Origin of the sequence: Acidianus infernus, assembly GCF_009729545.1 — an archaeon.
In the GTDB taxonomy this organism is placed as follows: domain Archaea; phylum Thermoproteota; class Thermoprotei_A; order Sulfolobales; family Sulfolobaceae; genus Acidianus; species Acidianus infernus.
In genome coordinates, this window is the sequence record NZ_WFIY01000004.1 from 2104262 (window position 1) to 2128950 (window position 24689).

The window sequence follows — 24689 nt, forward strand, 5'->3', positions numbered from 1 at the left end:
ACAAAGAACAAAAGGATAAAAAGAGGAAAAAGAAGAAGAAAAATAATACTACTACAATTTGAGTTAGTGCTAAGATGCCCGCAATAGTATGAAAGAAATTCCAAAGAATCCGAAAAATACTGGAATAGAAAGGACAGCTGCTATAATTAATAATATACCGCCTATTTGCCTATCTGAAATTAATGAGCCTAGTATTAATGCAGGAAAGGCGAAAAAGATTACCCTATGCAGATAACCTCCCATCATGCCACCGTAGTATCCTCCCATAAAATAATAGCCCATATAAAAAGGAATAACAAAAGCTACTAATAATAGAATGGAACCTACGATTCCTAAAACTTGATCTCCATTTTAGCTCACCACCAATATTTCACCGTACATAGGGGTCGGATTATCATTTAGGTTTCATAATTTAACTTCTAGTCCCCATTCTCCCTGCCCCACGCCTAGGTTAGGGAGCCAACCACGACATGATAAGCCTTCATTGAACTTATACTCCCCCTCACATTGCCCATAGAGTTCATTGTAGAACTCTCTTCTACATTGCAATGTGTGACTACGAAATTTATAAACTTCCTTAATAGCGTTGATAACATCGGATCTTATGTTGATCTATGAATAAGTTTCAAATAATTTAAATTGTTGAACACACTCCATGAAATCGAGAAACTTTAAATTAATGTAATTACTTAGACTTATCTATGAGATTACTATTATTACTATTAACGCTGACAATTACCTTACTTTCATCAGTAAGTCCGTTCACTGCCTCAGTTTTTGTGCAATATCCAAAGGAGGTAATCTTAGGTAGTAAAATTCCCATAAACTTCTCGTTAACTCAGCAGGAGATAAATAGCACTGCCTTCCCTTTCATAAGTGCAGGGGTAAGAGAGGTAAGCGAAGAACCACTAATACTTGAGGGGGCGGGAATAGCAGGATCATTCGCAGTATTTAAAATAAACAGCTCCTCACAAGTTGTGGTAATTACGTTTATAGGTAAAGATAATACATTTCTATGGTGGGATCCTGGCATAGTAGTTTATGGAGGGAATTTTAATCCTCACGTATCAGATTTGTCGCAGGAAGACTTTACCGCAGTCTTAATTCCCTTCACTGGTAGACTTTTGGTTCACACTCCTTCTAAGGGTTGGTTTGCTCTTTCTTGTTCTTTCCCTAGCATAGCTCCTCAAAGGGACGGTTGGATTAACGTTACTAAGCCTTTCAGTTACACTGCAATCTTGGAAGACGTTAACGGTTCGATTTGTGTTAAATATGTAATCCTTAACGGCGAAAAATACATTGTTGACTACCAAACTCCTATCCCTTGGAATTTCACTTACGTGGGAGTTAGAATTGACCCCTCTACGGTAACTGTATGCGGTTTTTATGTAACAATTCCTTCTCCTCATCAACCTTACGTAGTTTACGTTAACGGCAAGGAATACACTAAGGGGTATACAAATAGCCTGGGCGAAGGTTCATTTTCACTTACTGTATCTTCTCCTTTCATGATCGTTAACATAAGTTTCCCTTCAGCCCACGTCTTTTGTGTTATAACAATTTCTGCTCAAAGAGACGCCAATATACACGTTGAATACCCAATCCTTCAGTATGTGCTTTTAGGTGTTTCTGTAGTTTTGGTTGCTATCTCAATAATTTGGAGGAAGAGACTGCAGTGATGGGAAAAATATTATAATTTTAAATTAAATAAAATTTACTCTTCAACTAAAGGGCGATATTTTGAATAAACTTATGTCATCTAATGTGATGAAAACTATCAGTTACTTATTAACTTTCTCTCCCCTCACTCAATTAATTACCTTTAATAGCGAGGCTATGAATTTTAGCTTAGAAGGTAAAAAAGACTCTATTAACCTCACCTCTTCAGTAGAAATTATCTTAAATAACTTAAAAAGAACAATAACCGAGAGAAGCAAAAGGAGGTCGAGGTAGGGAGGATCTACGAAAACTTCATAAAGAGCTATTAAAGGCATTGCAGTCAGTAATATGCCCTCCCTTTTACCCAAAATAAACGTTGAAGTCCTTAAAGCGTACACAAGGATAAAAGAAGAGGAGATAACGGCGACTATTACTTGGGAAATTGCTCCCCCCATTATTCCAATTCTTGGAATTAGAAGGAAGGAAGTCAGTAAGACTACACCAGCGTTAAGCAATGAAAGGAATAAAAAGGGCCTTAAAGACTTCTTAGCAGCTATTATGAAGTTCGTTAAAGAGTTTATAGGAAAAGGTAGGGTTGTAGCTAAAAGTAGTAGGATCAAAACTCTTATACCCTCAGTGTAGTCTGGGAAAAACCTTTCCACGACCAGGATAGCAATAGGTATTGAAATAATTACTGACAGAAAGGAGATTAAGGCTAGGACGCGAAAAGAAATTGAAGACATCTTCTTTTCGTCACTACCTAAAGCCTTATAGAATGAGGCAGTAGGTAAGAGGACTCCTCCTAAAGCCCCTAAAACCATTGCAGGAACCCCAGCTACTAATGCAGAAAATTGGTATAAGCCTAGATAGTAAGAGCCTAACAAATAGGCTGTTGTAACTCTGTCCCCTTGCGATGAGAGGAAATTAGCTGAAGAAGACAAGTAGAGAGGCAAGCCTTCCTTGAAGTGCTTAAACAGAAATGCAAAGTCTAGAGAAGGTAAGACTAGCCCCACTTTTCTAGACAGAAAAGAGTAGTTAAGGAGGACTGAGAGTACTCCTCCCAAAATCCATATTTCTACGAATAAGTAAATGTTGTGAGAGAGGACAGCGATAATTGAAATCCCCCATCTTATGATTAGAAAAAGGTTCCCAGTTATTGCTGTCTCAGTAAACATGTCCATCCCTATCATTATAGCAACTAGGACATTATTCAGAAGGTAGAGAAAGAGATAAGGGATCGCTAACTTAACGTAATTTGGGAAAAGTAGGAAGAGTAGAAAAACTGGTATAGCGAGGAAAGGGAATGAGAGGAACTTTCCCACAACCCCTTTATTTACCTCCTTCTTTGCGTAAAGGTAAGATATTTCCCTAGTTATTATTTGTCCCGGGATAAAGTAAAAGAACGCTGAAGTAACTACTTCAAGAAGTTGAATTATTGCAACTTTCCCAAAGAACGCTGGATTAGAAATTTTTGCAGTGACTATGAAGAAGATTAAGGCGATTAGGACATTAGTGATGGTTACGCTGAGGCTCTTCAACGCGTTCTTTATAGGATTCATCCAATTTAGTTCTTTGAGAAAAAATATTAAAGCTTTTGATAAAATGAAGGACAAACCTCGCCCCTTCTAGGGGCGAGGTAAAGCTATTTAAACTTTAACAACGACTATCAGTTATGCCACCCTCCTCTGGTCAACTTTATGAGGATGAGGAGCGGTAGCCGACTTCTACTCCCGCAATGCCAGAGGAGGGTGTCTACGAAGTTAAATACTCAAATCAAAGAACCAATGTAGTCCGTCTTCTTCCAAATGGTTTTCAAGAGAGGAAGCTGAGGAGGTTAGCAAACCTTTCTGCAAAGCTTTTTAACGAAGTGGATTATGAAAGGAGGCAACAATTCTTCCACGAAGAGGTAGTGGACATTAAGGGAACGTGGAGTAAGTACTACGAGAAGTACAAGGCCAAATTGGGCGTTAATGCCCAAGCTGTTCTTCAGAAGAACAACGAAGCGTGGTCGTCATTCTTCTCCTTGTTAAAACTGAAGAAGGAAGGAAAACTACCGCATATAAACCGCGTTTCTCCGCCTAGATACTGGAAGGATAGAGAGACGAAGAAGAGAAGGCTAATACTAATCGTTAGACAAGATCGATATGAGGTAGATGCTGAAAATCATAAATTAATCCTAAAGGATTTCGACATGGAAATAGACTTTGTCGGCAGGCTTAGATGGTACGGTAAACAAGGTAGGCTAGAAATAATTTTTGACGAGACCAGAAATGCCTGGTATGCTCACATACCAGTTGAGGTAGGCGTTGAAGAAGCTGGAAAGAAGAGCAAACACGTCGTCAAGGGTGAGAGAAAGGCCATCCAGATTTCCAAACCGAAGGGAAATAAAGTAGCTTCCATCGATTTAGGCATTAACGTAATAGCGAGTGCAGTAGTTAACGATGGCACCTGGCTTTTATACAAGGGTGTTAGAACAAAGGAGGACTACTTCTACTTCCAAAGAAGGATTTCAGAAGTGCAATCGTTAGCTGACAGAACCAGAAACGTTAGTGAGGGTGAAGCATACCTAGAATTGTTGAGAGAAAAGAGGAGACTGTTCAAGAAACTAACTAGGAGGCTCACTCATCTATATCGTAACTTAGATTCTCACCTTATTAAGACGCTTCACGAACTAGGAGTATCAATAATTTACTTGGGTTATCCATTTAACATTGTGCAAGAGAAGGGTAATAAGTTTACAGTGAACATGTGGTCTTATCGTAAGCTAATGGAATCCATAGAATTGAAAGCACAAGAATACGGTATGAAGGTGTATGAGGTTGTTGAGTATAACACGTCCAAGTATTGTGCTTATCATGGCGTGGAAGTTAAGAGGAACCCAAGAGGAGTAGTTATCTGCCCTAAGGGGCATAAACTTCACAGCGACCTAAATGGTGCGTTAAACATTCTAAAGAAGGCAACTAGAATACTCGTCAAAGCCTTGAAAAAACCATTATCCTTCATTGTGGATCATAACAGAGTAGCACCCACAAAGGGGTGTAACCCTTAAGACCTCGGAGAACCCTCGTCCTTTAGGGCGGGGAGGAGGTCAGAGTGACCAATAGTCAGATTATAAGCAGAGAAAATTAGTTAATTTCAGACTTTTCAATATAAAGTCTATACAAGGAGGATTCCATATACATTACTGCATATATTAAGCTAATCGCTCTCGCTATCCGAACTAAAACATTTTATTATACTGAAGATACAATTTTAAACCATGCCTTTTGACTTTGAAGACCTAGGTATGGGAGTTCTGTTAATTAAACCTAAGGTCTTCCCTGACAAAAGGGGTTTCTTCCTTGAGCTGTTTAAGGCTACTGACTTCAGCAAACACAACATTCCTATGCCAGTTCAAGTTAACATGTCCTTCTCAGTTAGAGGAGTAGTGAGGGGATTACATTATCAGATAACGCCAAAGGAACAAGGAAAACTAGTATTCGTACCTAAAGGGAAAATATTAGATGTTGCAGTAGATGTCAGAAAGTCTTCCCCAACTTTTGGAAAGCATATAAGTGCAGAATTAAGTGAGTCTAACCACCACATGTTGTGGATTCCCCCAGGCTTTGCCCACGGTTTTCAAGCTCTAGATGATTCACTAGTCGTTTACTTCGTAACCCATAACGACTACTCGCCTCAACACGAGAGGTGCATAAACTACTCATATATCGAATGGCCGATTAAAGAAATCATAGTCAGCGATAAGGACAAACAGTGCCCCCCACTTGATAAGGCAGAAGTGTTTTCTTAGACCACTTGTGGAAAAAGATTTATAATTTCTATTGGAATAATAAGTACAATGCGAGTACTACTAATTGGAGCCTCTGGCCAGTTAGGCATTGAATTAAATAAGTTACTTTCTAAAAAATACCAAGTGATCAAGGTGTATAACTCATCCGAAATTCCTGACAGTCATAAAATGGACATAACCGATTTTTTCCGTTTGGAGGATTTCATAATCAAGACTAGGCCTGATGTTATAATAAACACTGCAGCTATGACTGACGTAGACAAGTGCGAGGTAGAAAGAGAAAAGGCTTATAAAATAAATGCCGAAGCAGTAAAACACATGGTAAGAGCTAGTAGGGTAGTGGAAGCTTACTTTATTCACGTGAGTACGGACTACGTTTTTGACGGCACGAAGGGGAATTACAAAGAAGAGGACTTACCAAATCCAATAAACTACTATGGGCTGACAAAGTTACTAGGAGAGACCTTTGCCTTATCATACGACGACAGCCTCGTTATAAGGACTTCTGGGGTATTCAGACACAAGGGGTTTCCAGTATATGTGTACAAAACGTTAAAGGAAGGGAAGACAGTCTTCGCGTATAAAGGTTATTACTCGCCCATTTCAGCGAGGAAACTAGCATCAGCAATAGAAGAGTTACTGGCCCTTAGGAAAACTGGTTTACTAAATGTTGCAGGAGAGAGAATATCGCGTTACGAGCTGGCTCTAAAGATTAAGGAAAAGTTCAATTTGTCAGGAGAAGTGAAGGAAGTAGATGAGGTTAAAGGATGGACAGCTAGGAGACCCTTTGACTCCTCTTTGGACTCCTCAAATGCTAAGAAGATCTTATCCGTTGATTTTTACAGTTTAGACCTAGAAGGTATGGTGTTGTGAGATGGAGGCAGTAATCCTACATGGAGGGCAAGGTACAAGGCTCAGGCCGTTAACCCACACTGGCCCAAAGCAGTTGATAAAAGTCGCAGGAAAGCCGGTTTCACAGTGGGTCTTAGAACAGATCAGGGATACAGGGATAAGGGACGTGATTATTGTACTTGGAGACAACGCGCCAACACGTGTCGTGGAGTATTACGGAGACGGTAGCAAGTTCGGGGTTAGGATAACCTACGTTTATCAAGGTAAGGCTAGAGGACTAGCTGACGCGGTTTATAAAGTGAAGGACGTGGTTTCGGACAAGTTCTTAGTCTACTTAGGGGACAACTTAGTCCCTTATGACCTTAGCAAGTTCTCCTCTTTCAAAGGCTCAGCTTCAATCCTACTAGCCAAAGTTAATAATCCCAATAGGTTTGGCGTGGCTGTAATAAAAGACGGGAGGGTCGTAAAGCTCATCGAAAAGCCTAAAGAACAGATTTCCGACCTAGCCCTAGTAGGTGTTTACGGTTTCACAAGGGAGATCTTTGACGTTATTGAGTCGTTAAAGCCTAGCTGGAGAGGTGAACTCGAGATTACTGACGCAATACAAGGGTTAATAGACAGAGGTAGGGAAGTAAATTATGAAATAATTCAGGGTTGGTGGAAGGACACTGGGACTCCAAAGGACATCTTAGAGGCTAACGCATTTCTACTAGACAGATACGCTGAAAGTAGGATTGAAGGTGTAGTAGAGAACTCTACAGTTGACGGCAGAGTGATAATTGAGAAGGGGGCTGTAATAAAGAACTCTGTGGTAAGAGGACCAACTTACATAGGGAGGGACACTAAAATTATCAATTCCTATATAGGTCCTTTCACTTCTATTGGTGACCAGAGCGAAATAACGGACAGTGAGATAGAATACAGCGTAATCCTTGACGGCGTTAAGATAAGGGGGGTGACACTAATGGACTCTTTAATAGGGAATAACTCTACTGTTGAAAAAGGTGGGAGGTGGCAAAAGCTAATTATAGGTGAGAACTCCTCGGTGATATTATGAAAATCATAGTAGTTGGTGGTGCTGGGTTCATAGGCTCCGCTTTCGTGAGGGAGTTAAACAAGAGGGGTATAAAGCCCATCGTAGTAGACCTCTTAACCTACGCTGGAAGGAAGGAAAACCTCATTGGGACAGACTACGATTTCGTCCAAGCCGATGTTAGGAGCGAAAAAATGCATGATATAATTAAGGAGTATTCTCCAGACATCGTCATAAATTTCGCAGCCGAGACCCACGTAGATAGGTCAATTTATAAACCACAAGATTTCGTAACCACTAATGTCCTAGGTACGGTAAACTTACTTGAGGCTTCACGGAAATTCAATTTCAAATACGTCCACATCTCTACAGACGAGGTTTACGGTGAGGAGTGCGGGGATGAGAACTCACCTTTAAAACCCTCTTCTCCTTATAGTGCATCTAAAGCTTCAGCTGACTTGTTCGTAAAGGCTTACGTAAGGACTTATGGGATAAGTGCGGTTATAGTTAGACCATCTAATAATTACGGTCCTAGGCAGTTCCCTGAAAAGTTAATACCTAAGGCTATAATTAGGACTTTACTAGGGATGCACGTTCCAGTGTACGGTGATGGGAAAGCTGAAAGAGACTGGATATTTGTAGAGGACACTGCTAGGATAATTTTCGACGTGGTGAGTAGAGCTGAGTGGAAAGGGGAAGTATATAACATACCGGGAGGGCAGAGGTATAATGTGCTCGAGATCTTGAAGATATTGGAGGAAGTGAGCGGTAAAGAGGTTAAGATAAAGTTTGTCTCAGATAGACCTGGCCACGATAGAAGGTATTGTATGACAACAAGTATGAAATATGAAGTAACGCCATTTAAGGAGGGTCTGAGGAGGACTTATGAATGGTATTTGAATAACAGATGGTGGTGGGAGCCTTTAATCAATGATAAGTTCTTCGTAGAAGACGAGCCGTGGTTGACAGTTTAGACAAAGGTTTTATAAGATTACCTAGGTTAATTTTAGCCTTAACGATGGTTCCCTTAACTTTACTTTCTATTCATTCTGCCAATATGTTTCACATGCTCTCATTCTGTGCACTAATTTCATGCGATTAAAGAGACGATATCACAGATTGTGCGAATTATACTTGATCTGAGCGTGTCCAACTATTTTTGTATAAAATTTTAGTAGGACGGTGAGGTGATAATATAAGGGGAAATATGAGAAGTAAGTTGGAACGTCTCACCGCCCTTGCTTTAAACATTTCCCCTCTCACTCAAGAGCTTTATCAGCCTGTTGAGGAGGATTGAGGCATTACTTCACGTTCCTAGCATTATTATTGTAGTACACTTCTTCTCTTACCCTATGCTGTTTATGAGAATTAGATCAGTTTATTGGGTTTTGATTGATTTAATCACGGTATTTGTGGTCTTAGACTAGGATTAGACTTTGAGGGATTAAGCTTAACTGGTAAAATACTTCACGACGTGGATCTTGATATGATACACTCTCAGCTTTCGATGCACTAGAAATTCGACGAACTTGTTAGAACAAGCAGAAGCCTTTAAGGCTTGTAAACACTTCCCACACAACGCTTCAATAATGAGGTGGATTAAGCTTTCTTCACATTATACAACAAGGTGAATAAAATTGTTGGACACACTCTTAATTTCAGAGATAAAGTTCTTAATATTTTTACGTCTCACTACAATATTTTCTTCAACTTGTGCCATTCCTCAAATATTAACATAAGAGTCGTCATTAAAGGTTTATGGTTCCCTTTGTAAATATAAACAAGAGCTAGGTAAGACTTAATCGTAGTATTCTGTCAAATAATGCAAGGGAAATACGAAATAAAAACTGAGTTATTTTCTTTTTACGCATTACAGCATACCTATTCTGTTCTTATCCCAGTTTGGATCATTTTTCTTGTATATGTGCTCATTTACAAATTCACAGTTATATACTCTCTTAAGTAATTCTATTAGGCTACGCACTGGTATACCAGTATTATATGCATGATATTCAAACACTAATTGTTCAAATTTAGATACTGCCTCATAGTCATTTAAAATTAGATTATATTCACAACCTTCACAGTCCATTTTTAATACATTAGTTTCTATATTATATTTTTTAATAATATTATTTAATATTTCTTTTTTAACCTTTATTCCATTTCCATCAGACTCGTTGAATAATGTTACTGGTGCTTGACTAGTTTCCACGTTAGAAATAACAGTATATCCTTCCTTATCCCCTACAGCGATGTTTAATGGAAAAATCTTTTCCTCCAGAGCGTTTATCCTAATATTTTCTACTAATTCTTCATATGCCCCGGGGTGAGGCTCTATTGCATATACTTTTTTAGCTCCCTTTAATGCAAAATAAATTGCCGTTTCTCCTACGAAAGCCCCAATATCTACTACTGATTTATTCTTAACGTCCGCGTAGCCGTATTCTTCGTCCTCAAATGTTGCAATAATTTCAGCATGTATATGTTTAAATTTTATGTTTCCCTTTTCCCAATAACCACCTCTATAATTCCAGTTATAAGAAAGGGCTTTCAGAATGGTATTAAATTTTCCACTAGCATTCAGTATTTCATCTATCGGTATCCAATAAGTATTTCCATTAACGTAAAACGCGATAGAATTACTCGAACAATTAATTATCTTTTCTTCATAGTATAAGAGCAAAAGATTCCTAAATATATCTCTTCTTACTTTAATTGTACTATTATCCTTGCATTTAAGAAGAATTACCGGATTTTTTAGAGCATATTTAATAATGGCTATTTCCCCAATTTTTCAATAAATTCCTAGACTTAATTGCGATTTTAGCTTTTTCTATATAATTAATCATGCCCTTTCACCAGCTTTCTAATAAACATTTTTACCCGCTTTGAAGGAATACTATTATAACCAGTGTGCAAAAGTAAATTAAAATAGCCATGTAAGTCATGCGTGATTAATAACCATTCCGAAAGGTCTTTAATAGCGCCAAATACGTTTTGCTTATAACCTAATTTTTCTTTAATTTCCTTTGGACTATTGTACAAGGCTATTTTATTGTTTAATAATAACATTTTAAGAACATCTCTTAATTGATTTTTCCAAGATATATTACTTATGATTAGTTCTAGATCCTTAATATACCTAAAATAGGTATTAGAAACCCTTAACTCGTCTTCGCTAGTAAATCTTATAGACGAATTCTTCTGATGAATCCTGTATCTAGTTAACCTTTCTCCGGTATGATACAGCTTTCCACATTCTGCAGAAAAGGCTGGTATAAAAAATTCAACAGATATTTCTATTCTTTTTAACAAATCTAGTTTATCACCTATACATTCCCGTCTCGTAGCCATTAGACTCGTTGTAGCAATTGCTCCATAATATTTTAGTAAAAAGTGTTTAGAGCGTTTATCAAATGGGTCAATTATTATATTCTCGTGCGGAGTTATCTTTTCTAAAAACCTTACAATGTCTTTAATCCTTGGATCGTCTACTTCATACAAGTAGTCTCGTGTATCGTGAAAATAGGATACGTCTTTATGTGAAGTAAAAACCTCATACACTCTAGCTAATTTTTCTGGCTTAAATTCGTCATCGTCTTCTAAAAAGGCCAGAATATCACCAGATGACTCTTCAACCCCTATAGCTAATCGTTCACCGTATAAGGGTGTATCATACACTATATTTTTATATCCTAGTTTATTTATAATGTCGTCAATGGTCATATCTTCAAAATTTTTTACCACGATAACCTCGTACAAATTTTTATCTAAAGTCTGATTAGCCACACTCTTCACTGCTTTCAAAAGAAAGTTTCTCCTATTATACGCTATAATGATAACACTAATCAGCATCAATAACAATAGAATTCAAACATTTAAATTTTTATAGGTATCTAAAGTTTAACACTTATGAAAATCTCGTTTGTGCTAATTTTCACCAGTATAGCTGGAGGAGTAAGATACATATTTGAAGTTGCTAATGGTTTAAAAGACAGAGGTTATGACGTTAAAATCCTATCGTTATATGGAGATCATAGTTGGTTTAAGAATCTAAAAGTTGAGGTCATATACAAAGAACCTATGAAAAATAAGTTAAATTATACCTTATATAATCTTTATAAAATATATAATCTTATAAAACGTAGGAAAGCTAGCACCAAAATTAATGATTCGCTTTTATTATTCAGCTCCCTTCTTGGAGTAAAACCTGATATAATTACAGAATTAGCTGAATTCATTCAGAATTTCGATTCTGACATTACTATAGCTACTTACTATTTAACAGCGTTCTCCGTTTGGTTTTCTCAAAAGCCAAGACCCTTTTATTTAATGCAGGACTTCCCAGAGTTAGTTGAGAATAACGAGGGTAAAATAGGCTTAAATATGTTTAAACTTTCGCTGAAACTTCCTTTCTCCTTTGTTACAGTTTCCTCTTATGCCAAGCAGTTAATTCTTGATAACAATCCTACTGCTAGAGTTACCATAGCTCACCCTGGTGTTAATTTAGAAGTTTTCAGACCGAGAAGAGAGATACTAGACGATAATAAGAAGAGAGTTATGATAATCTTAAGGGGTCAGAAGCAAAAAGGAGACGACATTGCATTAGAAGTTTTGAAAACAGTTAGTAAAAAGATACCTGTCCACGCAATAATAGTTGGTGGGAAAGGTTTGGTAAAGAAATACGCTAAAACCATTGGGATAGACTTTCCACATACTGTATTCTCATATTTAGATGATGAAACGTTATCTAAACTTTATTCATCTGCTGACGCCTTCTTACATACGTCATATGTTGAGAGCTTTGGTTTACCCCCTTTAGAGGCTATGGCTTGTGGGACTCCGGTAGTTATGACTGATAATAAGGGCTCTAGGGATTACGCAGTTCATGGATATAACGCGTTAGTAAGTCAGCCCGGTGACGTTAAATCCTTAGCAGAGAATTTGATCAAAGTCTTACAAGATGATAAGTTAAGAGAGAGGCTGATAGAAAACGGATTGGAGACTGCAAAGAGATTTACATGGAGTTCAACAGTAGATAAATTCGAAAAAGCGTTAAAAGAGGAATCTTGAATGTTAGAAAAAGAGTTCCTTATTATCCTCTTCTAAATCTCCTAGTAAACCGTGTTTTATAGCTCTTAAGATCCATTTGAGGCTTTTTCTATACCCAAGAACTTCACACATAAGGAATAAATCTCCTATAATCATCTTCCAAAAATTAGGATAAATCCTCCTCCTTAACCACAAATATATGTCATTACGTAACATGAGATAATACCTTAGGAAATTGGAGTAATACCCATACTGCTTATACCTTTCACGGTCTTTTTCATTTCCATGTAGCATGAGCATTATAGCTATAAGTAATTTCGCGCATAGACTTGAATAATATTTTGACCCTTCTCCTGGTTTATGTAAAATCATCCTCTCTTTATATACTAATGGTAAATATCCTAGTTTTTCAGCCCTATAAGTATACTCAAAATCTAATCTATCTAAAAATAGACCATTTAGGAAAGGTTGTTTCAAGGCATAATTTACACTCAAGATCATTCCACTATTAACTACGCCTTTAGCTATGTAAAAGTTAGAATTTGGAATTTCTTTTTTTACTAAGGCATTATCTATATTAACGCTCAAAATTACCGGTTCGATATCCTTTAACTCTTTAGCCTCGCGTAGGACTCTGTTAGGAGCGAAATTATCTAATATTATCGTATCTTGGTCAAGAAACATCATATAGTCCTCTCCTAGCTCTTTCGCAAACTTGATAGCATAGTTGTATGCCGCACCTAGCCCATAGTTTTTATCAAGCTGAACGAAGTAGTCTGTCAAGTCTTTTAATTCTTCTAATTCTAATTTAGAGTGATTATCCACAACGAGGATATTATACTGATCTCCTTTTTGTTTAATCGTTTTTATCATTGCCCGGACAAATTTAATGTCAGGGTTGTAAGTAACTATCGTTATAAGCATTCGTTATTTTTTAAATATTTTTAAGTTTATAAGATTGTTGTGGCTAACAATCCTTTTATCTCGGTTATAGTGACAGCCTACAACTATAGACCTTATATTGTGGAGGCATTAAATAGCCTAAGAACTCAAGAATTAGATAAGGAAAGTTTTGATGTAATAGTCGTAGCCAATTTTGATCAAGCTGAGATTTCTAGGTATTTATGTACTAAATGGAAATTTATTCAGTCCAAAAATAGATGGATAGGGCCCAAGGTTTCTGAAGCACTAAAAGAAACATCTGGTTATGTGGTAGTTTTCTTAGAGGATGATGATCTATTTGAAAGAACCAAATTAAAGGTAATATATGATATATTTAAGCAAAATCAAAATTTAGGTTTTTATAGACATAAAGTTAAGATTATTAATGAAAACGGTAAGGAAGCAAATTTACCTTATAACCTATATAATTCTGGTAAAATTGTTATCAAGAAAAGTCGAAATATTGGGAAACAATATTTATTAACTTACACAGAGGCGGTTATGCGTCCGTGTCTTCCATGGCAATCAGAAGAGAAATTTTAGAGGAATATGATACTTATTTGAAACAAATCAAATTAGCTATTGACTCATTTTATTTGGTTATAGGATTTTTATCAAACTATGATATGCTGTTTGATGATATAGTTCTAGGAAAATATAGATTACAAAAATATTCTGCATCTTCAAACTTAACTAATTAATAATTTTATAAACAATTACTCTTCTAAGTTTAGAATCCAATGCGAAGATATGCAGATAATTTATAGATTAAGTAAAGGTTCAGAAATAGAGAAATTTTTGAGGTATGACTATTTGTTCTTGAAAGTACTGCACAAATTATTTAGAAACACTAAAAAGAAACCATCAGATGATATCTGCAAATTGAATTTTTATGATATCCTTAAGGTTATTAATAATCCATACGCCGAAGACAGACTTAGAAACTTTATCCTTGCAATCGCTTCCTATTTCCCATTCACATTAAGGAAGATCATTCTAAGAAGGATTTATAATTTTAGAGTTAAAATGTACAATAATCTGTTTGGTTAAGTTGATTAATGGATATCGTTATTAACCATTACGATAAAACTTAAATTACAAAGAACGAGAAATTGTTAGAATGTTAAAGCAAATTAGACCCTTATATTTATTACTCTACTTAACTCCTTTAATATTTGATATTATACTTTTATACACATATCTTGATAATGGAATAATATACTGGTTAGACTCTAATTATCCTTTTTCTCCATTAATATTACTTAGGAAAATTTTATTTTATTATTGGAACGATCCCTTTTTCTCTGGAGCTCCATTGGGATATTCTCAAGATTCATTATTCATGGGAATTATTATTTTTCTACTATACAATATATTCCATTTTTCCTTAGAGTTATCAGAGTTTATTTACTTACTTCCCTTTATTTATCTATCTCAAGTGGGTTTTGTAAAACTCTTAAATATTATATTTGAAATTCTTGAGAAGCGATACAGTTCCTATTTTACCTTAATAGCTGGACTATTAGGGGGATTTATATATTCATGGGGATTTTATTCTTATATGCCGCCTATATTAGGAGTAAATTACCCGTTTTTTATTTTTTATATGTTATTTCCTTTAGTCCTATATTTTAGCATAAAGTATATTTTCAAGGAAAAAGTCATTTCATTCTCTTTAATAATTTTGTATTTAATTCTGGCTAGTGGGACTCAATTTACCACATTTACGTACCTACTTTGGTCTATAGTGCTCTATTTATTTACTGTAGTTCCAATATGGTTACTTTCACGTAAACCTTCTTTTGTACAGTTTACCGTAAAGAACCTCGTTATAGCTCTAATTGTCATCGTAGCTGGATTAGAACAGCTTTATCAGACATATAATGCATCAATAGGAGCATATCAAGTTGGTGTTCACGGTGAGTTGCTAGGGAAGCCAATAGTTATATCTGAAACAGAGGCACAATACAAAAACTTTCCTTTATCTTCTTTTATATCTTTATATTCGCCAGAAAAATATGAAATTATTGGGGTATTAATATTTGTACTGATTTTCGCTACGATACTCTTTATAAAAGGTAAAACTGGTAAATTCTTTGCTCCCCTTTTATTTCTATTATTAATAATAGGAGGATCGTCTACTGGAATCATAAATGTTTTACCCTTATATTCTTTACACTCTACTCCCATAGGTTTCATTGCTATAGGCTTAATGTACAGTATACAATACATCTTTTCTGGTTTTCCTGTTTCCTTTGTTAGTAGTCTAATAATAGGTTATACACTCTTGTATATCCTTGAATATCTAGGCAAAAGAAGAAATTACATTAAGATTCTTTTCATCTTAATCTTGCTTTTATCCTCGTCTTATATTTACTCTTTTAGAGCTGGCGAGGTACACCCAGAAATTAGGGCATTTAACTTGCCAGTTAATGCTACAAATATTTTCTACCCACCCCCTGAGTTAGTCAGTGTGGGAAACTATCTTTCTGTGCACGACGAATTTTATAATGTAATTGAATTCCCAATGCAGTATGCTGCGGGAATGTACGATGATAACGGAACAAAAGCTGTATGGTATACAATTTATCCTTTGTCAGACTACATTATGGGGCAAGTTATAAAATCTCCTGCTAACAGCGCGAGTTACCCCATTTATAAGTACTTTCCAGCTTTTAACATAACTAACATAACCAACTATTTCGTATTATTAGGGGCGAAGTACATTGTGTTAAACAAGCAAGAATATCCCGGCCCAGGCGTTCCTCTGGGTTACGCTGGAGGATATCCTTGGAATTACACGAAATTTATTGAGGCTTTAGCTCGTACCCCTAATATAACGTTAGTAATGGAAAATAGTTATTACAACGTGTATATGATAAACTTAAACGTAAGTCTATTATATCCATCTGAGGGGCTTGCGGAAAACCTAAGTAGTGACCAGTTGTTCTTTCTTTACGCGAATAATATGCTAAAAGCACAGAAACAGAGCGTGATTTACGGGTTAGGTGCGATTAATATAACTAATATCTCTGGCGTTCATATTAGAGTGGTTAACGATTACTGTAACGAGGTATACGAGATTCAAGTCAATGCCTCAAGACCATTTTATTTAGTCTTCGATGAGGGGTATTCGCCCTTATGGGAAGTTACAATAAACGGTGAGATAAATACCCATCACTATATAGCTAATGGTTACGCAAATGCGTGGTTAATGCCAGCTGGAAATTACGTAGCCACATTAAAACTGAGTATATTACAAACAGTGCACATAACGTATTTATTGGTCTTTCTGGGCTTCATTATTCTAGTCTTAATCTATGTATTACAAAGATTCAAGATATTTAGATATTTTAAAAACGATTGAAAGGGGTCTGTCAGATTATGGCACAAAAATTTTAGTTCTTATTGATCCGCAACCAGAGTGTGATTTTGTTATTTTAGCCGATGTAATTATTCTCTAGAAGCATATAATTTATCTAGGCTATCGCCATAACTCTTTTGACTCCTTTTAACGAGAAGTAAATAACAGAATCTCTTATCGTAGCCCCGCAATCAATGACGGTTTTATCTTTTACGTTTACATCTTGATATTCTTCCTTAATGTAAACTCCAATGATATCACCTTTAGTATAATCCTTCAAAATTATTTCATTAGTATCATAAATTATTTTAATTGTATTCTCATCTATGTCTATTATATTTATTTTTTACCTTTTTTACGAGCTAAATAGAGAAAAGCATAATAAGAGGCGATCTTATACCCTTTTCCGGTCACTAAAACCTTTTCTCCGTTTTTTAATTCAACAACAAATGGGTAATGTCTTAATAATGATTTGAGGGCTACAATTAATGGATTTTTGTATGCTTTTGCATATAAAGGGAAAAGGGTATATGGATAACTATTGAAATTACTTATTAGTACCTCTATAAATGATGCATAGTTAGCCATTATGAAGGATTAAATAGGTTATATCTATTATAGTTTTTTGTGTTAAGATCAACAGTAATCGTTACAGCGCATAGGAGGAAGGCGTTTATAAAGGACGCTATTGAGTCTGTCATGGAAAATTCATTGAAACCAACAGAGATTATAGTAGTGAAGAATTTCAAGGACTATCAGATTGACTCGTTTTTAGAAACTTATCATGTTAAGAATATTTATACTGATGATGAAACATTGGGCGGAAAGATTTCATTAGGCATATATCAGAGTTCTGGCGATATATTGTTCTTTTTGGAGGATGATGATTTATTTAGTAAAGATAAAATTAGGGAAGTTATCTATAAATTCAGTAAATATGATATAGGGTTTTATCATAACGCTCAAGAGGTAATTCATAACAAGTTAACTGGTTCTAATTTATCTACGGATAATCAAAGATTTATGTATTATACTAGTATTGACACTCGAAGGCTGAAGGAACTTTTATACAAGTTTAAAGCAGGGTTTAACGTTAGTTCCATAGTAATTAGTAGAGACTTGGCGATGAGATGCGTTGACTTATTGAAAAATGTTAATATAACTGTCGATACATTTCTATTATTTTGTGCCGTAGAAAATAACCTACCTATAATGATAGATTTTAGAAAGTTGACTTATTACAGGATTATTATGAGCCAAAATAGTAATACAGAGGTAAATGACAAATTGTTTAAGATGCAATACGAAGACTCATTGTATTTTAAGCAAATATTTAGTAGCAAAGCCCTGAGAGATTTTATTGAAATGTCTATTATTCAGCGTGATTTCTTGTATAAGATTATTTCTAAAAAAGAAATTAGTAAAAGAGACGCTTTAATTAGCATGGTAAAGATGTTAAGATATTCCCTAAAATACCCTAATAAGTGGAATTTCTTCCTACAAGGACTTTCCTTATTATCAGTGTTCTCAGCGGAGAAAAGCAGAAGTCTCTATCTAAAAAAAGTTCGGAGTAACTCAATGCTCTCTATATAATCATGCTTTTAGTTTCTCAATAATAGATAACAGCAGTTTAGTCTGATTTTGTATAGAAAACTCTTCAGCTCTTTTTCTGCTTTTCACACTAGTATCTTCTGGGTAACCTTCGTTATAAACTTTTATTGTTAGTCTATAAAACTCCTCTTCATCTGATGCTAACCAACCTGTTTCCCCATCTACTATAGTCTCAGCTGGTCCCCCAGAATACCTAAAAGCAATTACTGGTGTCCCAGCGGCCATAGACTCAACCGGTATATAACCATAATACTCGAAGTCAATAGGGTACAATGTAACCAATGCTGAAGAGTAGAGATCCCTTAATTCCTCATCAGAAACTCTCTCTAAATACTCGGCGTTAGGTATCTTATACCCTATGCTCTTCATCTTTACTTTTTCCGCGATTTTAGTTAGCAGATCTACGTGAGAAGGATATCCTCTTTTTAGAAACACTAACACGAACTTCTCTTTATTCTTAGAAGGTTTAAAGAAATCTGTATTTAAGGGCGGGTAAACTACTGCCTTAGGGGGTCTGTTGTAAAATAAAGAAACATAGACGGCTGAGGTTTTACTATTCGCTAATACAACCTTATATTTCTTAACGAAATTCGAGAATTTTATCGCATTATATAGGAGAAATGGAGACGCTAATGCTGAAACTAGCTTATTCCTTCTAATAAACGGTTCCCAGAAAAATACACTAGTTAACACTCCTTGACTCCAATAGATTAAGTCGTCTTTAAATTCTGAAACGGGAATTATATCATCAGCAGCGACTATGTATATTCCATCATCATGAAGGTATTTTTTAAAGGGCTTTAGAGGGGACGGAGAGCCTAAAAGAATTCTAAAGCTTGAAAGCAGCCCTAAACCTTTATCGATATTAATTATTTCTATGTTTCCAAGTTTGTTTACGCCTATTGAGGTAGATAATGAAATAATTACGGGTTCATATCGACTTATTTGTTTTATTCCTTTAGAAAAATTTATTATAGCCCTACTGGCCCCGTCTCTTTCTTTAAGATGACTGGTGAGGAAAAAGATCTTCATGGTTTATCACTGCTTCTTTGCATAAATAAACCCTAAGTTCTTTAGGGTGTGTTCAACTTTTACTTTATACCCGTTTTTAGTCAGATTACTTACTATATCCTTATAGTTATAATCCCATTCTATGAGCAAACTCGGTATTTCCTTGATATAAGGGGCTATGATTTTCTCACATCCATCGCAGTCTATTTTAGCTACATCAAATGGACCATGACCAATTTTGTCCAACTGATATAATTTTCATCGTCCTTTATGCCTAAGCCCTTGTCTACCACGATAACGTTATTGATACTGTTAGCCTTTAAGTTTTCCCTCATTAGTTCAACTTTCTTACTCTCTACTGCTACTACCTCTTTCGCTCCTGCAATGGAAAATTGGGGAATCCCCAATCCCTGCTCCTATATCTAACACTCTCTTTCCCCTAACGTCTATTCTCCAATAATCTGAGAAGGATAACTTAATTTCCAACCCTTCCATTAAATTAAAATCTCACACTATCTTCATTAAGTTCAACGATCTTTAGCCCAGCCAGCAAGACTATCTCGTTAGGTTTCAAATCAGTAGTTGCCCGTTTCTTAGTTTACACTTTATCCTCTCTTTATGAGTACTGAGCATTACTGAATGCCAGTTCTCGAAAGTCGTATAATTAATAAAGACACTGAGATACTTATCCGCTACAAAATTAACTAGTAAGTTCAGCGAAACTCCTCCTCGACTACGCAACTAGCAAAGCTTTACGTTATTCTTCTCACAAATTACGTTTGTTCAGCTGGAGACTTTACCGCAGTAGACCTCGAAGCCAAATACAATAAGCATGCCCACTGAAAGTGTTGCCAACCTATTATGTAGGGGTCAATTTGAGGTAGGTCTTCAGCCGGTGTTGAGTCTCATTACTGTTAAAATTCTGCTCAGTAGCTAAAATTCTCCTTGTAGATGTAAATGGGAAGAGCAGATAAAACGTTTCGTAGCTTGAGAGAAATGAATAGGTAAAAACTCTTTAATTACTTCATCTTCTTTCTTATGTGTTTTCAATTCAAATCCCAGCACTTCACGGTAAGTACTTAAGAGAGGTCTTCGAATCTATAAGACGGCAAACTTTTCAAGATTATGAAGTAGTTGTAGTTAATTCTGGAGGAGGAGTAATCAGTGATATAGTTCACGAGTACGGTTTCAAAGAAGTGAGAAAGGACGTTAAACTTTTGGAAGCTCGTTATTTAGCTAACAAGGAGAGCCGGGGTGATTACGCTTTTTTGCTTGACGAGACGAGACCCTTAAGGAAAGATGCTCTTGAGATACTCTCTAAGAACCTCCACGACATGGTTATAATAGGCGAGAGGGAGTTAGGTGACTCGTTCTGGAGTATGGCTGCCCAGTTGGATAAGGAGAACATAATGGAATGTAACTCACCGGAAGCGGTTAGGGGCTTTGCCTTGCCTAGGCTATTCAAGAGGGAGTTACTGACTGCTTCGTTAGAGAAGCTAAGGGAAAATTTGAGAGAAAAGTTTAGCCAAGTGGTTTTCCCGGATCACGAGTTAATTTATTACGAGGCATCCGGATTCTCTAACGACATTTTTGTAATAAAAGACGAGTTAGTTTACCACTACGGTGATTTTAACCTGAAGGAGGTCGTGAGGAAGTATTATCGTTATGGTAAAAGCTTAAAAATATTGAAGGATACCCAATACTCCTTCTTCCTTTCGGTTAAGAGGAGAAATATTTGCAAAGGAGGGATTTACGGTAGGTTTATGTTATATACACTTTACCTTGCAAGAGCAGTCCCATTCTTGTTAGGAGAACTTCTCTAAATGGATAGTCAAGAAAGTTTTTAGTGACTCCCTAAAGGGGCAACCTTGTTGCTGTCTCATATAACCTCTCTTTGATTTTGGGTCTTGTTTCAACTTGTCAATATCTTCACGTCACTACGGCTTGGGAATTAAAGACAAAAAATTGGTAGTCTATATTGCCTATTAGTTTTATCTTGACGCTAAATTATAAAAAGTATTTTTATCATTTTAACTTGTACTTAACTAAAAATACAGCTAACGCTATAGCTAACACTACAGCGGTAAATAATAATATCACCACTGGGTAGTTTAGAGTTTCGACAAGGGTCTCATTAATAGGACCGTTCACCACTATTACCGCATTTGGCGATACGTTATAAGTACCTTTAAACTCCCCCACTTCATAGAACGGTACGTTAGCGCTCAAGGTTATTACCGAGCCAGCGTTATACCACTTAGAGACTCCGTTGATAGTTACCAAGTACTGTTTTTGCGTAGTTATGTTAAACGTTACTGGAGAGGACAAGGTAACGGAAGGTGACGGGGATATTTTTACTATCACTTCCCTCTCCTCGTTGCTCACGTAGTAAGTGTAGTTATTTATAACTATTGTTGTACCTTTATTAAACCAAGAGGAGTTTAAGTTCTCCAGAGTGCCATTCACACAAGCCTTTACTGGAATTGGGGATATCACTTTTACAAAGTACTGTAACACAACGTTTATCGTGACATTAATTGGAGATTTGACTACAAAGGTGGATTGAGGATTTATCGATATAATAATTATTCTCTCCATAGGTGCTGGATATTGTGTAATGTTCTCTATTTTTATTTTTGTATCCTCATTGTACCACCCAGAAGTAAAGGTCACGTTTTCACCGTTTACTAGCGCGTAAACCTTTATTGGGGAGACGAGATTGACATAGTACTGTTTTGTAGCGGTAATTAACACAGTTACCTCGTTGTTTACTGCGAAACTCTCAGGCTTTATACTAGTAATAACGTAGCGGACGCCTTGTTGAGGATAGTAAGTTATATTTTCTACCACAATGTTAGTATTAGCATTATACCACCCAGAGCTCAAGGTTTCGTTACTACCGTTGATTAATGCGTAAACTGGAATTGGTGACTTTAAGTTAACAAAGTATTGTGTTACTGTAGTTATTTTAACGTTAATGGGACTGTTTACAGTGAAAGATAGCGATGGCGAGACCTCTGTGATTACGATCCTCTCACCACTTGATGGATACTGCGTTATGTTCTCTATCTGCACCGAAGTCCCCTGACAGTACCAACCAGACGTGAGCGTGTATTAACTCCATTTACTAGTGCATATACATTAATTGGTGAGTTAACAGTGACGTAATATTGGTTATAGTAGTATACGCAAATAGTCCCTGGAGACGTGACTACTCCACTGTATGAATTAGCTATCCACCTCTCTTGTGAGTTAGACCCGGGCAAGGTCTGAGAGTAAACGTAATGAGAGTCCGCGTCTGCCCACACAGTGCCAGGGTATGTGGTTTCTATATTTCCGAAGGAAACGTATTGTATTGTTGGCTCCCCATATCCTGTCCCTCCTTGGACTTTATAAGTGAACGTGACTAAATATTGCTCGTAGTAGATGAAGTACAGCGTTTTTGAGCAATATATTACTCCAGAAGTCGTATTTTCTGTTGCCCACCTTATTTCTCCACTGCCGATTATACCTTGCACGTTATAGATAGTCCCGGGAGGTAATAGTAAGGTAAGTGACGAGGTTAATGGAATAGTGGTTATAGTACCATTCGGAAATTCAAACGTTATTGACGGAGACTGTGGGAGTTGTTGACCTATAACATTGTAACTAAATGTTACATAATACAAAGGTTGCCTTACGCAAACTGAAATGGTGTCAGTTTGATATAAGCCCGGGATTAAACAAACGGTAACGCAAATAGTGTAAAGTCCCATAGAACTGGCGTTAAGGGTTAAGGCAACTGTCCCCACGCCGTATATGTAAACTGGGCTTTGAACTACGTAGGTTATTGATGGCGGAGCCCTAACGTAAATATTTACATCACCGTAAGCGTCTATTGTAATATAAATAGTTTTCTGTATGCCCTCCTGCATTGTTACTGAAGGAGGAGCAAATACTTCGAACTGTGTTACTCCAGTGCTGATAAAACCATAAGTTGCTGGAACTTCTGCCTCACCTACTAGTTGATATTGTGAATTGTATATTAGCACTGCGTAATCCATAGGCACTAAGGTTAGATTTATGTAACCATTAGTAAACGGCATAAAGTTGTTGTAAGGTGGTGGATAACCATAACTTTTATTGTAAACTATGAAGTAACCTTGGCTAATGCCAGGGTTAATTTGAAGAGTCATAACAGTATTCTGATTCCATAACCCATGCAAAGTATCATATCCTGCATGTAAGCCCGCAAGTAATAGTCCACAGTAGATGTAATAGTAGCAACTTACTTTAACGTTATTTACTGTTTCTCCAGTGTCACTACCAAAGTTGTAAGCATTTGTTACTTCTTGTAAGTTATGTCCGTTGAAGTACATCAACATCATGTAAACCGAAGAATTGTAAACATAGGCACAATATCCTCCAGGCGGACCGGCTAAAACTAGTTCAGCGTCATAATACAGCCCATTTCCAGTGTACTGATATCCGTCAACTAGGATGTAAACGTTGCTCGCGTCATAAACATTAGTTACTACGACAGTGTCGTAGTTTATCCAACCGTATCCATCGTCATACCAAAACTGAATAACCGGCTGTCCAGCAACGTTTGTACTTACGTTAATAAGTAGGCAAATAGTTGCAGGAAGCGACAGTGTAGTGGGACTCCCGGGATAATTGCATGCAGCATAAGCATAATACGTCGTTGAACCCCAGCTATATATATGACCATTGCCCTTTAAGCAAGTCACGTTAGCGTTATATGACGTAAAGTTCCAAATATTATCAATAAAAATAATACTATGATTAATAGTATTATATACTGCGACGTCTTGGAGCCATAGGGAATAAGTATTTCCGTTATACTGATAGCTCAATACTACGTTAAGTTGGAAAGTTACCCAATAGCTATTGGCTTGTGAACTATAAGCTAACAATCTTTTTAGGTAAATGTGCCCTAAGAACTCGTTAGTTCTTATAATGTACGGTCCATTGGGTCCTATACCATAATCAGCTATACCCATGGGAGCGGGTTCGTTTTCGCCTAGAGGTAAAGTAACTCCGTTTGGTTGGAACTTGTTTGCTAAGGCTAGATTGCCCTTAGCCGGTACGTCAACTAAAGGGTGGAAGCTATTTTTGGTTACCGCGTTGTAAGCGTTAGGTAAGTTTGGCATTACACTTAAGATTAGCAAGGATAACAATAATGATAGTAATAACTTTTGTCCCATAGGGTATATTATGAAGGATAGTAATATAAGTTTTACTTTTTTTCCATAAAATTAGAAGGATTTGGGAATGTATAATTACTTACATTACTTTTTAGGAAGAGTGGCTTAAAGTATTGGAAGATTTAAATAAGCTGTAGTTACGTTATTATCACCTTTAGCGAAGTA

At 36.4% G+C, this 24689-nt stretch carries 22 protein-coding genes and 1 pseudogene; 12 read left to right on the forward strand and 11 right to left on the reverse strand.

Annotated elements, in window-relative coordinates; genetic code table 11:
• Positions 1-69: 69 nt before the first annotated feature.
• The gene (locus tag D1867_RS11850) at positions 70-267 is read right to left on the reverse strand and encodes a hypothetical protein (RefSeq protein ID WP_240872269.1); all 198 of its coding nucleotides are present in this window, start codon (positions 265-267) and stop codon (positions 70-72) included.
• Between the two features lie 434 nt (positions 268-701).
• On the opposite strand from D1867_RS11850, the gene D1867_RS11855 reads away from it, so the two are divergent.
• Positions 702-1679 (forward strand): hypothetical protein, encoded by a 978-nt coding sequence (locus D1867_RS11855; protein WP_155864307.1) that lies wholly within the window; start codon positions 702-704, stop codon positions 1677-1679.
• Between the two features lie 129 nt (positions 1680-1808).
• On the opposite strand, the gene D1867_RS11860 is transcribed toward D1867_RS11855, so the two are convergent.
• Positions 1809-3218 carry an MATE family efflux transporter gene (locus D1867_RS11860; RefSeq protein WP_155864308.1) on the reverse strand — a complete coding sequence of 470 codons (1410 nt, stop codon included), beginning with the start codon at positions 3216-3218 and terminating at the stop codon, positions 1809-1811.
• A 176-nt stretch (positions 3219-3394) separates the two neighbouring features.
• Here D1867_RS11860 and D1867_RS11865 point away from each other — a divergent pair, with 176 nt between their 5' ends.
• From D1867_RS11865 to D1867_RS11885, 5 genes are all read left to right on the forward strand, one after another.
• Positions 3395-4708: an RNA-guided endonuclease InsQ/TnpB family protein gene (locus D1867_RS11865; RefSeq protein ID WP_155864309.1), complete on the forward strand. Its 1314-nt coding sequence runs from the start codon at positions 3395-3397 to the stop codon at positions 4706-4708.
• Between the two features lie 210 nt (positions 4709-4918).
• Complete coding sequence (gene rfbC, locus D1867_RS11870) at positions 4919-5449, forward strand: dTDP-4-dehydrorhamnose 3,5-epimerase (protein ID WP_155864310.1); 531 nt, start codon at positions 4919-4921, stop codon at positions 5447-5449.
• A gap of 48 nt (positions 5450-5497) precedes the next feature.
• The gene (locus tag D1867_RS11875) at positions 5498-6322 is read left to right on the forward strand and encodes an SDR family oxidoreductase (protein ID WP_155864311.1); all 825 of its coding nucleotides are present in this window, start codon (positions 5498-5500) and stop codon (positions 6320-6322) included.
• Between the two features lies 1 nt (position 6323).
• A complete protein-coding gene (locus D1867_RS11880; protein WP_155864312.1) occupies positions 6324-7358 on the forward strand; it encodes a glucose-1-phosphate thymidylyltransferase in 1035 nt (344 codons plus the stop codon).
• Positions 7355-8308: a dTDP-glucose 4,6-dehydratase gene (locus tag D1867_RS11885; protein WP_155864313.1), complete on the forward strand. Its 954-nt coding sequence runs from the start codon at positions 7355-7357 to the stop codon at positions 8306-8308. Before D1867_RS11880 ends, D1867_RS11885 begins: the two co-directional genes overlap by 4 nt.
• A gap of 896 nt (positions 8309-9204) precedes the next feature.
• On the opposite strand, the gene D1867_RS11890 is transcribed toward D1867_RS11885, so the two are convergent.
• Together D1867_RS11890 and D1867_RS11895 are read right to left on the reverse strand one after the other, a co-directional pair.
• Positions 9205-10020, reverse strand: a complete 816-nt coding sequence (locus D1867_RS11890) for an FkbM family methyltransferase (RefSeq protein ID WP_240872272.1) — start codon at positions 10018-10020, stop codon at positions 9205-9207.
• Between the two features lie 158 nt (positions 10021-10178).
• On the reverse strand, positions 10179-11192 hold the full coding sequence (locus tag D1867_RS11895) for a glycosyltransferase family 2 protein (protein WP_155864314.1): 1014 nt from the start codon (positions 11190-11192) through the stop codon (positions 10179-10181).
• A gap of 57 nt (positions 11193-11249) precedes the next feature.
• Here D1867_RS11895 and D1867_RS12270 point away from each other — a divergent pair, with 57 nt between their 5' ends.
• Positions 11250-12410, forward strand: coding sequence for a glycosyltransferase family 4 protein (locus D1867_RS12270; protein WP_205737154.1), 1161 nt, complete (start codon positions 11250-11252; stop codon positions 12408-12410).
• Positions 12411-12413: 3 nt separating this feature from the next.
• Here the strand turns inward: D1867_RS12270 and D1867_RS11905 are convergent, their stop codons facing one another.
• Complete coding sequence (locus D1867_RS11905; protein ID WP_155864315.1) at positions 12414-13313, reverse strand: glycosyltransferase; 900 nt, start codon at positions 13311-13313, stop codon at positions 12414-12416.
• 39 nt (positions 13314-13352) lie between these two features.
• Between D1867_RS11905 and D1867_RS11910 the strand changes: the two genes are divergently transcribed.
• From D1867_RS11910 to D1867_RS11920, 3 genes are all read left to right on the forward strand, one after another.
• Positions 13353-13874 carry a glycosyltransferase family 2 protein gene (locus D1867_RS11910; protein ID WP_338078060.1) on the forward strand — a complete coding sequence of 174 codons (522 nt, stop codon included), beginning with the start codon at positions 13353-13355 and terminating at the stop codon, positions 13872-13874.
• Positions 13850-14032, forward strand: coding sequence for a hypothetical protein (locus D1867_RS11915; RefSeq protein WP_155864316.1), 183 nt, complete (start codon positions 13850-13852; stop codon positions 14030-14032). The genes D1867_RS11910 and D1867_RS11915 overlap by 25 nt, the downstream gene beginning before the upstream one ends.
• 419 nt (positions 14033-14451) lie before the next feature.
• Positions 14452-16698 carry a hypothetical protein gene (locus tag D1867_RS11920; RefSeq protein ID WP_155864317.1) on the forward strand — a complete coding sequence of 749 codons (2247 nt, stop codon included), beginning with the start codon at positions 14452-14454 and terminating at the stop codon, positions 16696-16698.
• Between the two features lie 112 nt (positions 16699-16810).
• Here the strand turns inward: D1867_RS11920 and D1867_RS12540 are convergent, their stop codons facing one another.
• Together D1867_RS12540 and D1867_RS12545 are read right to left on the reverse strand one after the other, a co-directional pair.
• Positions 16811-16975: a hypothetical protein gene (locus tag D1867_RS12540; protein WP_240872274.1), complete on the reverse strand. Its 165-nt coding sequence runs from the start codon at positions 16973-16975 to the stop codon at positions 16811-16813.
• 59 nt (positions 16976-17034) lie between these two features.
• Entirely contained in the window at positions 17035-17283 is a 249-nt protein-coding gene (locus D1867_RS12545; RefSeq protein ID WP_240872276.1) for a hypothetical protein, read from the reverse strand.
• Between the two features lie 39 nt (positions 17284-17322).
• Here D1867_RS12545 and D1867_RS11930 point away from each other — a divergent pair, with 39 nt between their 5' ends.
• The gene (locus D1867_RS11930; protein WP_338078061.1) at positions 17323-18288 is read left to right on the forward strand and encodes a glycosyltransferase family A protein; all 966 of its coding nucleotides are present in this window, start codon (positions 17323-17325) and stop codon (positions 18286-18288) included.
• Here the strand turns inward: D1867_RS11930 and D1867_RS11935 are convergent, their stop codons facing one another.
• Complete coding sequence (locus tag D1867_RS11935) at positions 18289-19338, reverse strand: glycosyltransferase (protein WP_155864318.1); 1050 nt, start codon at positions 19336-19338, stop codon at positions 18289-18291.
• A gap of 6 nt (positions 19339-19344) precedes the next feature.
• Positions 19345-19986 (reverse strand): annotated as a pseudogene (locus D1867_RS12795) (class I SAM-dependent methyltransferase).
• 371 nt (positions 19987-20357) lie between these two features.
• Here D1867_RS12795 and D1867_RS11945 point away from each other — a divergent pair.
• Entirely contained in the window at positions 20358-21140 is a 783-nt protein-coding gene (locus D1867_RS11945; protein WP_338078062.1) for a glycosyltransferase, read from the forward strand.
• 202 nt (positions 21141-21342) lie between these two features.
• Here the strand turns inward: D1867_RS11945 and D1867_RS11950 are convergent, their stop codons facing one another.
• Entirely contained in the window at positions 21343-22392 is a 1050-nt protein-coding gene (locus tag D1867_RS11950) for a hypothetical protein (RefSeq protein ID WP_155864319.1), read from the reverse strand.
• Positions 22383-24524 carry a thermopsin gene (locus tag D1867_RS11955; protein ID WP_155864320.1) on the reverse strand — a complete coding sequence of 714 codons (2142 nt, stop codon included), beginning with the start codon at positions 24522-24524 and terminating at the stop codon, positions 22383-22385. Before D1867_RS11955 ends, D1867_RS11950 begins: the two co-directional genes overlap by 10 nt.
• Positions 24525-24689: the final 165 nt, after the last annotated feature.

Coding starts and splice junctions, on each gene's coding strand:
- D1867_RS11850 (WP_240872269.1), bottom strand. CDS start 267: ATGGGAGGATACTACGGTGGCATGATGGGAGGTTATCTGCATAGGGTA.
- D1867_RS11855 (WP_155864307.1), top strand. CDS start 702: ATGAGATTACTATTATTACTATTAACGCTGACAATTACCTTACTTTCA.
- D1867_RS11860 (WP_155864308.1), bottom strand. CDS start 3,218: ATGAATCCTATAAAGAACGCGTTGAAGAGCCTCAGCGTAACCATCACT.
- D1867_RS11865 (WP_155864309.1), top strand. CDS start 3,395: ATGCCAGAGGAGGGTGTCTACGAAGTTAAATACTCAAATCAAAGAACC.
- rfbC (WP_155864310.1), top strand. CDS start 4,919: ATGCCTTTTGACTTTGAAGACCTAGGTATGGGAGTTCTGTTAATTAAA.
- D1867_RS11875 (WP_155864311.1), top strand. CDS start 5,498: ATGCGAGTACTACTAATTGGAGCCTCTGGCCAGTTAGGCATTGAATTA.
- D1867_RS11880 (WP_155864312.1), top strand. CDS start 6,324: ATGGAGGCAGTAATCCTACATGGAGGGCAAGGTACAAGGCTCAGGCCG.
- D1867_RS11885 (WP_155864313.1), top strand. CDS start 7,355: ATGAAAATCATAGTAGTTGGTGGTGCTGGGTTCATAGGCTCCGCTTTC.
- D1867_RS11895 (WP_155864314.1), bottom strand. CDS start 11,192: ATGCTGATTAGTGTTATCATTATAGCGTATAATAGGAGAAACTTTCTT.
- D1867_RS12270 (WP_205737154.1), top strand. CDS start 11,250: ATGAAAATCTCGTTTGTGCTAATTTTCACCAGTATAGCTGGAGGAGTA.
- D1867_RS11905 (WP_155864315.1), bottom strand. CDS start 13,313: ATGCTTATAACGATAGTTACTTACAACCCTGACATTAAATTTGTCCGG.
- D1867_RS11915 (WP_155864316.1), top strand. CDS start 13,850: ATGGCAATCAGAAGAGAAATTTTAGAGGAATATGATACTTATTTGAAA.
- D1867_RS11920 (WP_155864317.1), top strand. CDS start 14,452: ATGTTAAAGCAAATTAGACCCTTATATTTATTACTCTACTTAACTCCT.
- D1867_RS12545 (WP_240872276.1), bottom strand. CDS start 17,283: ATGGCTAACTATGCATCATTTATAGAGGTACTAATAAGTAATTTCAAT.
- D1867_RS11935 (WP_155864318.1), bottom strand. CDS start 19,338: ATGAAGATCTTTTTCCTCACCAGTCATCTTAAAGAAAGAGACGGGGCC.
- D1867_RS11955 (WP_155864320.1), bottom strand. CDS start 24,524: ATGGGACAAAAGTTATTACTATCATTATTGTTATCCTTGCTAATCTTA.